Annotated in this window: 1 protein-coding gene; it reads right to left on the bottom strand. The window is 60.7% G+C overall.

The features are described 5' to 3' along the window. On the bottom strand, nt 1-520 hold a 520-nt coding region (locus tag AACY19_RS26960), incomplete at its 3' end, for a DUF6531 domain-containing protein (protein WP_339454544.1). Between the last annotated feature and the right edge of the window lie 2 nt (nt 521-522).

The following is a 522-nucleotide window of genomic DNA, read 5'->3' as shown; positions in this document are numbered from 1 at the left end:
CGTAGCGGTAGCTGACGAGGGTTTGCTCAGTGAGCCAAGGCTCGGCCAGGTTCTGCGACGGGTCAAAACGCTGGTAATCAACCGCGATCAGGTGTGAGCGGTCGTAACGCAATAACAACGCCCGGCCCGCGCCGTTGTCCAGACGCTGAACACGCTCCTGACGATCCCGGGAAATGCGCAATCGGTTGTCATACGCATCACTGATCGCCGTCAGCCGCCCGTTGCGAAAGTGATAAAAACCCGCAACTTCCCCGGCCAGCGCAAGAATCAACTCCTGCGGCTCATCCCCGAGAAAAATCGCTGCCCGCGACAGGCTGTTGTGAATCGCCGGCCGCGCGACGCTCGGCATTGGAAACCGGGTACACCGGTTCTCATGGTCGACCCAAACCACGAAGTCGCCATCGAACTCCAGCCGATGCGCCAGCGAATGGCTCCAGCCAAAGCCCAGCCCGACGTCGATTTCAGCGGCACTGGTGCGATACAAGCGGGTGAACTCGAACGGCAACACGCCATCGAGCACAG

The sequence above is a fragment of the Pseudomonas sp. EA_5y_Pfl2_R50 genome (assembly GCF_963970475.1).
In the GTDB taxonomy this organism is placed as follows: Bacteria; Pseudomonadota; Gammaproteobacteria; order Pseudomonadales; family Pseudomonadaceae; genus Aquipseudomonas.
The sequence above is the reverse complement of the archived record's forward strand: the minus strand, read 5'-3'. Positions and strand labels throughout refer to the sequence as shown.